This is a genomic window from Syntrophales bacterium, from assembly GCA_030655775.1.
Classification (GTDB): Bacteria; Desulfobacterota; Syntrophia; order Syntrophales; family JADFWA01; genus JAUSPI01.
This window is the reverse complement of the sequence record JAUSPI010000131.1, coordinates 1-9,736: the sequence shown is the minus strand read 5'-3', so window position 1 is coordinate 9,736 and position 9,736 is coordinate 1. Positions and strand designations below refer to the sequence as shown.

Genomic DNA, 9,736 nt, shown 5'->3' with positions numbered 1-9,736 from the left:
CATCTGTCTGGCATCCTCATATCGAGTTTGCTCCAGGGCAACCCTAAACCTCCTGTGCGCTTCTTTTCTGTAGCTTTTTGCCAGGGGTTTCTGAATATTCCTGTCTTTGTGGATGGTGCATCGCTGGTGAATAAGTTTCTTCCCAAAACGATCTTTCAAAGCTTTAATGATCCCTTTACCTCCATCGGTTACCCATATAATCTTCTTTGAAATCTTCAAGCCGCGCCTTTCCATATCGTAGAAGAGTTCCTCGCAAAGAACATGATTTTCCGTTGCCCCTTGCCAAAAACCCAGAACACGTTTCCGACCCTCTACATCTATCCCCAAAGAAACCATGAAGGCCTCGCCTCCACGATGTATGGTATCAATGAAAACCGCAAAGGGTATAAAATCTGACAGGTCACGCTCCTTAAATTCTTTAAGCTTCTTCGCTGTAATATCAACTATATGACGCGATACAGAACTTGCAGACACACCAAATGCCCCCGCAGTTTCAATGACTGTTTCTGAATACTTTTGAGACGACATGCCCCGTAATAGTTTGCTCAAAAGCTGTTCTGAAAAACCTCCCGGCTCTTTTAACTTCTGATAACTCTGTAAACCGACCTCTCCCTGCTGACTGCGAAGTCTTGGATGTTCAACAGCAATCTTTTGATCTCCGAGATAAATCGAACCTCCCTGGCTTGCCCATTTCTGAAGATTCGGAGAGAAAGGATAATAGTCTGGCCCTGCTATCTCTTCCCGCTCAATGTACATGATCGTCTCAGCCATCATTCTTCCAATCTCTAATAGAAATGCATCCAGTCCCTGCTTTCCTTTACAGAAGATCTGAAACATCTGGTCTATCAACTTCTCTCTTCCATATACCTTTTCAAAACCCCTTGTTGCTTTTTTCCTCTTTTTCGTGTCTAATCTCATCTGTGGCTCCTTTCATTTTGTTTTTTGTTGTTGACCGTGGAGTATCCCACGGGGGAGCCACTTTTTCAAGTTTCAACTAAAAATGGGATATCATCTTTTAAAAGATCATTGCCTAAATTCACCGTCTTATTCTCGTTTCTTGATTGTCATTATGTTGTGATAGAATCTTTTTGTTCGCCAAATGGGTGCATGGAATTTATATTTAATCCTTTTGCAATAACGGTAGAACGCCACTTTAAACAATGGATTTGGAGTGATAATCACTGTTGACAATTAGATATGCATTAACTAATATAAATAAGCTAAGCGAGAGTGGCGGAATTGGCAGACGCACTGGACTTAGGATCCAGCCCGTTTAGGCGGATAGGGGTTCAACTCCCCTCTCTCGCACCATTGTTGTTTATAAAGGAGTTAAAATAGTGGAAGAGATTAATGTTAAAGTTGAAGAAGTTAGTCCAGTAGAGAAGAAATTATTGTTTGACATTCCATGGAGCGATGTAAAAAAAGAACTGGATTTTGTATACAAGGACGTTGGCAGGAAGGCCAAAATCAAGGGGTTCAGACCGGGTAAAACTCCGAGAAAGACACTGGAAGTATATTATAAAGATCAGGCAGAAAGTCAGACAATATCTAATCTTGTCAATAGGTTCTACGGAGAGATTTTGAAAAAAAATGATATAGTTCCGGTATCTGAGCCGGTTATAGATGATAGTGGAATCGAAAAAGACAAGAATTTTACGTTTTCAGCAACTGTTGAAGTTGAACCCGTAATTGAACCAAAGGATTATGTTGGTCTTGAACTTGAAAAAGAGGAAATAGAAATTACGGACAAAGACATACAGGTAAGACTTGAGGAACTTCGTAATATGTACAGTACTCTTGATGATATTGATAGCGACAGGGGTATTATCCAAGGAGATTTTACATATATAGATTTTGAGGGAAAGCTTGATGGTAAACCTATCAAAGATCTTGCACAAAAAAATTATCTACTTGAAATGGGTTCTAAAAGGTTTCTTTTAGGGTTTGAAGAACAATTGCTCGGGCTGAAAAAAGGAGAAACAAAAGAAATTGTTGTAAAAATTCCAGACGATTATTTTTCAAAAAAAATTGCCGGAAAAGACGTTTCTTTTTCAGTTACGGTAATAAACATTAAAAAGAAGATATTACCGGAGCTGGATGAGAACTTTGTGAAAAATTTCGAAAAATATGAATCTCTGGATGAGCTGAAAGAAGACATAAAAAAATCCCTTGAAGAAGAGAATGAAGTTAGAGTCGATGCGGAGTTAAGAGGTCGTATTATTGATAAACTTCTGGAGAAAAATGAGTTTCAGGTTCCCCCTTCATTTGTGGGGAAGCAGGTTTTCTCAATGATGATGGATACTCACCGGAGAATGGTCCTCGGAGGCATGGATTCGGAGAAGGCTGCCGAAGTCAGTTCAAATTTACACGACAAGTTTAAAGGTGATGCAGAGAAGATGGTAAAAACAGCGTTACTTTTTAACAGTATTGCCAAGAAAGAATCCATCACGGTTGATGAAGAGGATATAGAAAAAAAACTGAAGGATTTTGCCGGAAAATATGCTCAGGATTATGAATCGTTAAAGAAATCTTATGAAGAAGGCAACAGAATGGAAAGTTTCAAAATGAAAGTTTTTGAAGAAAAGATGCTTGATTTTATAAAGGAGAAGTCTAAAATAAACCTTGCAAAGAAAACGGAGGAAAAGTAGATGGCCTTGATTCCGATGGTAGTTGAGCAAGATGGCAGAGGAGAGAGAGCTTTCGATATATATTCAAGACTCTTAAAGGACAGGATTGTATTCCTGGGATCCGCCATTGATGATGAAGTGGCCAATCTGATCATAGCCCAGATGCTCTATCTGGAATCGGAAGATCCTGATAAAGACATTTTTTTCTATCTCAACACTCCAGGTGGTCTTGTTAGTTCGGGATTGGCCATCTATGATACAATGCAATATATAAAACCGGCGGTTTGTACCGTTTGTATGGGACAGGCTGCAAGCATGGGGGCTTTAATTCTTGCTGCAGGAGAGAAAGGGAAAAGGTACGCTCTTCCCCATTCGAGAATACTCATACATCAACCGCTTGGCGGTTTCCATGGTCAGGCTACCGATATAGATATTCAGGCCAGAGAGATATTGAGGTTGAAAGATGAATTAAACAATATTCTGGCAAAAATTACCGGTCAGCCCTTTGAAAAAATTGCAAAAGATACAGAAAGGGATTATTATATGACCGGGGAGCAGGCTAAGGAATATGGAGTAATTGATGATGTTATGGCAAGAAGAGGGGTATTTGGAGATAGTTAGAAGGGAGAACTTCAATGGCGAAAAAAAATAGTGGCAATCATGGTGGACGTGGAATGCTTTATTGCTCGTTTTGTAGCAAGACTCAGAATGAAGTAAGGAAACTGGTTGCCGGTCCCTCCGCGTATATCTGTGATGAATGTATAGAACTTTGCAAGTCTATAATACAGGAAGAGTCCGAAGAGCAGATTGCAAAAGATTATGAAAGAGGAATTCCTGAGCCTAAGAAAATAAAGAAATTTTTGGATCAGTATGTTGTGGGGCAGGAAAAGCCTAAAAAGATACTTTCGGTAGCAGTTTATAACCATTACAAAAGGTTGTTTCCACATGTTGATATGGACGGGATTGATCTTCAAAAAAGCAATGTTTTACTGATAGGTCCCACCGGCTCCGGAAAGACCCTTCTTGCCAAGACTCTTGCAAAGATCTTGGACGTTCCCTTTACCATTGCCGATGCAACAACCCTTACCGAGGCAGGATACGTGGGGGAAGATGTGGAGAACATTATCCTGAGTCTTCTCCAAAATTCTGATTATGATGTGGAAAAAGCATCGAGAGGCATTGTTTATATAGATGAAATTGATAAGATTTCAAGAAAATCTGGAAATCCTTCAATAACAAGGGACGTGTCCGGTGAGGGTGTACAACAGGCCCTCTTGAAGATAATAGAGGGAACGCTGGCGAATATACCACCCAAAGGTGGGAGAAAACATCCACAACAGGAATTTATTCAGGTGGATACAACCAACATATTATTTATTTGCGGTGGCGCCTTTAACGGTCTGGAGGATATTATTGAAAAGAGAGCCGGTGTAAATTTAGTGGGGTTTGGAGCTGATATAAAGAGCAAGAAAGAGAAGAAAATTGGCGAAATATTGTCAGATGTTCAACCCGAAGACCTTTTGAAATACGGGTTGATACCGGAATTCGTTGGCCGCCTGCCCGTTATTGCAACTCTGGATGAACTGGATGAAGATGGTCTGGTAAAAATACTTGTCGAACCGAAAGATTCTCTTGTAATGCAATATGGAAAAATGTTTGAATTTGAGAATGTAAAACTTAAATTTACAGATGATGCATTAAGGGCTATAGCAAAGTTGTCCGTGGAAAGGAAGTCTGGGGCAAGAGGACTTCGAGCTATAATGGAGAATACAATGCTTGATGTTATGTATGATATACCTTCGAGAAGTGATGTCAAGGAGTGTATAATTAATGAAGATGTGGTTATGAACAGGGAAAACCCTATTTTGCTTTTTGAAACAGAATCAGAAATAGCATGAAGTGAGAGTAAGCATTAGGTTATCAGCCGTCAGCCACAACAATGGGTTTAAAAAATATCTTTTTGAGGGTGACGCTGTATTTTTATTTACCTTACTAACTGCTGACAGCTTATAAAATAACAGATAAGGAATGACAATTATGTTTAATTTCGGCAAAGATAATAAAAAGGAAAAAGAGGAACTGATAATTCCCCTGATTCCCTTGAGGGATATTGTAGTATTTCCTCATATGATTGTGCCTCTTTTTGTGGGCAGGGAAAAATCGGTAAGCGCGCTGGAATATGCCATGAAGTATGAAAAAGGAATTTTTCTGTCAGCACAAAAAAATGCCCAGAAGGATGATCCATCGCAAGATGAAATCTACGTATTTGGCACTATAGGAATTATTATTCAGCTCTTGAGGCTTCCGGATGGAACTGTAAAGGTGCTTGTTGAAGGAAAGAGGAGAGGGATAATAAAAAAATATGTTCCTAATGTTGATTTTTACCTGGTGGATGTTGAGGAGATGGAAGACAGTGATGAAACTGTTTCCATTAAGGCAGAAGCGCTGACGAGAAATGTTACTGAAACATTTGCAGTCTATGCGAAGTTGAACAGAAAGATACATGCCGAGGTGACTGTAACCCTATCCACTATAGACGGCCCGTCAAAGTTGGCGGATGTGGTGGCTTCTCATCTTAATATCAAGTTGCAGAATAAGCAGAAGATTTTAGAGATAGTAGACGTAACCAACAGGCTTGAAGCTATATATGAATTGATGCTCTCTGAGATAGAAATTCTTGAGGTCGAAGAGAAAATAAGAAAGCGTGTAAAGAAGCAGATGGAAAAGACCCATAAAGATTACTATCTGAACGAGCAGATGAGAGCGATTCAGAAGGAGATGGGCGAGAAAGATGATTTCAAAAGTGAAGTAGAGGAGCTTGAAAAGAGATTAAAGAATAAGAAATTGTCTGAGGAGGCAAGCAAAAAGGTAAAGCACGAAATAAAAAAGTTGACAATGATGGCACCTATGTCTGCCGAAGCGACGGTAGTCAGAAATTATATAGACTGGATATTGGATATGCCCTGGAGCGAAAAGACCCAAAACAAGCATAGCCTAAAGGAATCGGAAGCAATATTGGAAGAGGACCATTACGGACTGAAAAAAGTTAAAGAGAGGATACTTGAGTATCTTGCGGTTCAAACTCTGGTGAAGAAAAATAAGGGTTCCATACTCTGTCTGGTTGGTCCGCCTGGTGTTGGCAAAACGTCTGTGGCCAAGTCGGTTGCAAGAGCCACCAATAGAAAATTTGTCAGGTTCTCTCTTGGCGGTATAAGGGATGAGGCCGAGATAAGAGGTCATAGAAGAACATATATAGGGGCTATGCCTGGAAAGATAGTTCAGTTGTTGAAAAAGGCAGGCTCAAATAACCCTGTGTTCTGTCTTGATGAGGTTGATAAATTGAGCTCAGATTACAGGGGGGACCCTTCTGCGGCTCTATTAGAGGTGCTTGATCCGGAGCAGAACAGCGCATTTAATGATAATTACCTCGAGGTTGACTATGACCTTTCCGATATAATGTTTATAACAACTGCTAATATACTGGAAACGATACCTGCAGCTCTTAAGGACAGAATGGAAGTTATCCGCATTGCAGGATATACGGAGCAGGAAAAATTAAAGATTGCAAAGAAGTTTCTCGTTGACAAGCAGATGGAAGCCAATGGCCTTACAAATAAAAACATAAGCTTTTCTGATGGAGTCTTGTTGTCTATTATAAGGCAGTATACCAGAGAGTCCGGGGTGAGGAACCTGGAGAGAGAAATAGCCTCGATATGTAGAAAAGTTGCCAGGGAAATTGTTACTGACGGAAATGACAGACAGCTTAAGATATCATCAAAATCCGTTCAAAAATACCTGGGTGTTCCTAAATTCAGGCATGGAGAGACCGAGGGGAAGGACGCGGTAGGGTTGTCTATAGGTTTGGCCTGGACAGAAGTAGGGGGTGAGCTTCTTATTATAGAAACATCTCTTATGCGTGGCAAAGGTAAGCCAAGCTGGACTGGAAAACTGGGAGATGTGATGCAGGAATCTGCCCAGGCTGCCCTTACTTATGTTCGTGCAAGGGCGGATGCTTTTGGCCTTCCAAAACAGTTCTACGAGGAAACGGATATTCATGTGCATGTTCCCGAGGGGGCCATACCAAAGGATGGACCATCTGCAGGGATAGCTATAGCCGTATCCATAGCTTCCGCTTTCCTGAATAGAAAAGTCAGGGGAGATCTGGCTATGACCGGTGAGATTACTCTGAGAGGGAGGGTTTTGCCGGTAGGCGGCATAAAAGAGAAATTACTGGCAGCCCATCGTGGAAATATAAAAACGGTGATAATTCCCAGAGATAATGAGAAAGATATGGTCGATATTCCTAAAAATGTCTTAAAGGCCCTTGAGGTAATTTTTGTTGAAAATGTAGACGAGGTTTTAAAAGTTGCTCTTCTTCCACGTGACGATGCTAAAGAAGACGTGGCGAATAAGAAGAAAGATTTTATAAGTACTGAGGAAGTTCGCTTAGATGCAAAGAATAAGGGAGAAGATGAATTAGATACATCTCAAGTACATTAAGCGGATGTATTTTGCATATTTTCATTTATTTCTTGACAAGTAAAGTGAGAGTTGTTACGAAGCGCAGCTTACTATGTAAAAAAGCTTATGGGCGGATAGCTCAGCTGGGAGAGCGCCACGTTTACACCGTGGATGTCACAGGTTCAAGTCCTGTTCCGCCTACCATTCTAAAAAAGATCAAGGTGAAAAACATATAGTTTTTGCGGGGTCGTAGTTAAGCTGGTTATAACGCCGGCCTGTCACGCCGGAGGCCGAGGGTTCGAGTCCCTTCGACCCCGCCATTAAAACAGAAGGGGTTAGCTTACATAAGCTAACCCCTTTTTATTTCAGTGAGTGAATCTCCGACAAGTTTTTCAAGTTGTCCCTATTCAATTTCCCTGTTCGTTTTATTTCTTACTTCCTGAAAGCGATAAGCACCGTCAAACACGGTGCATCCAAGCTTTCAAATACCTATACGTAACAAAATGATGGTTGACAGTTTATAGGATGACAGTCATCATCTATCTGTTTTTCTTATTAATATAAGAAAAGGAGGTAGTGATGATGAACAGTGATGTTGATTTACACAAAGCAGCTATATCGTCTAAAAGTTTTACAAGCCCCGCTCCTGAATCTTTCAATTTTTACCAAACCAGCTTCCGTTTTGAATCTCATTCTGAAGGAAGTGTAGAAGCGCTTCATAAGATATTGAGACAGCTCGCAATGAAGGATCTACCGGGAAAGGAGCATGTTGAGGGCTATCTTCGCCATATGGCCCGCAGCAACCGCAGACCGAGGACAATGTATAGTCGGTGGGGCACCATAGTTATTTTTCTTGCCATGATAAGGGACGATGGCAAGACACGCTTGGAAGAAGTCACGAGAAAAGATGTGGAGGCGTTTGTCGAGCATGAGCAGGACAGGGGCATAAAGATTACGACTATCAGGATGAGGCTAACAGGTGTCCAGTCTTTTCTCCGTCACCTGGTAGAAGAAGGGATTGTTTCCCCTGATGTTTTTGGCAAGAGAATACGCTTGCAGTTGCCGGAGCGTTTGCCACGGGCCATGGCTCATGACGATTTGCAGAAACTGCTTTCTGTCATTGAAGGCAGCCGTGATCAAACCATGATCTTGGTGCTTTTAAGAACAGGAATGCGCATCGGGGAGCTGCTCAATACGAAGGTTATCGACGTCCATGTAAAAGAACGGAGGATAGAGATCTACGAAGGAGAGAAGAACCGCATGGGAAGGGTGGTATATCTCAGCGATGATGCTGTTATTGTTCTGAAGACCTGGTTGGGGGAGCGAAATGCATGGGAGGAGTACCTTTTTTACAGCCAAAGGAGAACAGACACAATGTCTTACAGTACAGCCCGCTCCAGATTCGTAAAATATATTGTAAAAGCGGGATTAACTCACAAGGGGTATACCCTGCATACTCTTCGTCACACCTTTGCCACGGAGCTTCTCAACGCCGGCATGCGCCTGGAGTGTCTCCAGGTGTTGCTGGGGCACCGTAATATTGAAGAGACACGACGTTATGCCCGGCTTACCGATAAGACTCGCGAGGAAGAATATTTTAAGGCCATGGCCGTAATAGAAAGGGGGGACAGAGGTGGTAATGACCGATGCGATCATGAACTGGAGGCGATTTTTGAAAAGGCGGAACTGTTCACCGAATACCGTTAAGAACTATCTGAACATCATCAAGCATTTTGTTATCTGGGTGGATATACCGGTGGAAGGGGTGACGCATGCAACAGTATCACGCTACATTGACTATCTCATGAAGAAGAGGATGGCACCCAAGACCGTTAACTGCCATTTGGATGGTATTCGCCAGTTCTATCATTATCTGAAGGAAGAGGAAGATTTAGCAGTTACCAACCCCATCAGAAAGAAGCACATGCAAAAGATGTCCAGGCCACTTCCCCGGCATTTAAGAGATGAACAGGCGGAGATCTTTTTTAAAGTCGTGAGTGAGCCCCGTGACCGGGCCATGTTTATGTTGATGTTGCGCTGTGGGTTAAGGGTGGAGGAGGTTGCAAATCTTACCATAGGGGTCATAGACGTCAAACGCAGGACAATCCTGGTTGAAGATGGGAAAGGGGCGAAAGACCGGATCGTCTATATGAGCGATGATGCGCTTCATGCTTTGGCATTCTATTTAAGGGTAAGACCTGCTTCCAGGGCAAGAAAAATCTTCCTGGTGAAAAAAGGGCCATGTACGGGACAATCCATTTCTATCCGCGGCATTCAGAAGCGCATAGAATATTATGCCCGCAAAGCGAAGCTTAAGGTTTCCTGTCATCATCTTAGGCATACGATGGCAACTCAGATGTTGAATGCCGACGCCGATCTCTCCACCATCCAGGACCTTTTGGGGCATAGTAGTGTGAAAACCACACAACGATATTGCCGGATATCAAACCTCAAAGTAAAGAGGGACTACTTCAATGCAATGGAGGTGATTATGCAACGGACCGAGGGATCATGAAGAGGTGATCTCGGCCTTGAGCTCTTTAATGGCTCCGGCCGGGATTTATCTTGACTGAGAGATAAAAATGTGAGAGCTTAAATATGAGTTAACAGCTTAACATCAATAAGAAAATCAGATTATGTTACGTATA

7 protein-coding genes and 3 tRNA genes are annotated in these 9,736 nt (G+C 41.9%); 9 read left to right on the top strand and 1 reads right to left on the bottom strand.

The features are described from left to right. A partial coding sequence (locus Q7J27_07045) for a transposase (protein ID MDO9528898.1) occupies positions 1 to 918 on the bottom strand: 918 nt, incomplete at its 3' end. A 306-nt stretch (positions 919 to 1,224) separates the two neighbouring features. Between Q7J27_07045 and Q7J27_07040 the strand changes: the two genes are divergently transcribed. From Q7J27_07040 to Q7J27_07000, 9 genes are all read left to right on the top strand, one after another. Next, a tRNA-Leu gene (locus tag Q7J27_07040) sits at positions 1,225 to 1,311 on the top strand. A gap of 26 nt (positions 1,312 to 1,337) precedes the next feature. Then, the gene (gene tig, locus Q7J27_07035; protein ID MDO9528897.1) at positions 1,338 to 2,648 is read left to right on the top strand and encodes a trigger factor; all 1,311 of its coding nucleotides are present in this window, start codon (positions 1,338 to 1,340) and stop codon (positions 2,646 to 2,648) included. Then, the gene (clpP, locus tag Q7J27_07030; GenBank protein MDO9528896.1) at positions 2,649 to 3,248 is read left to right on the top strand and encodes an ATP-dependent Clp endopeptidase proteolytic subunit ClpP; all 600 of its coding nucleotides are present in this window, start codon (positions 2,649 to 2,651) and stop codon (positions 3,246 to 3,248) included. Positions 3,249 to 3,262: 14 nt separating this feature from the next. Next, entirely contained in the window at positions 3,263 to 4,525 is a 1,263-nt protein-coding gene (clpX, locus tag Q7J27_07025) for an ATP-dependent Clp protease ATP-binding subunit ClpX (protein MDO9528895.1), read from the top strand. Between the two features lie 130 nt (positions 4,526 to 4,655). Next, positions 4,656 to 7,127, top strand: coding sequence for an endopeptidase La (lon, locus tag Q7J27_07020; GenBank protein ID MDO9528894.1), 2,472 nt, complete (start codon positions 4,656 to 4,658; stop codon positions 7,125 to 7,127). A gap of 89 nt (positions 7,128 to 7,216) precedes the next feature. Beyond that, positions 7,217 to 7,292 (top strand) — tRNA-Val (locus Q7J27_07015). Positions 7,293 to 7,331: 39 nt separating this feature from the next. After that, a tRNA-Asp gene (locus Q7J27_07010) sits at positions 7,332 to 7,408 on the top strand. 259 nt (positions 7,409 to 7,667) lie between these two features. Beyond that, positions 7,668 to 8,795: a tyrosine-type recombinase/integrase gene (locus tag Q7J27_07005; protein MDO9528893.1), complete on the top strand. Its 1,128-nt coding sequence runs from the start codon at positions 7,668 to 7,670 to the stop codon at positions 8,793 to 8,795. Next, complete coding sequence (locus Q7J27_07000; GenBank protein ID MDO9528892.1) at positions 8,761 to 9,603, top strand: tyrosine-type recombinase/integrase; 843 nt, start codon at positions 8,761 to 8,763, stop codon at positions 9,601 to 9,603. Before Q7J27_07005 ends, Q7J27_07000 begins: the two co-directional genes overlap by 35 nt. Positions 9,604 to 9,736: the final 133 nt, after the last annotated feature.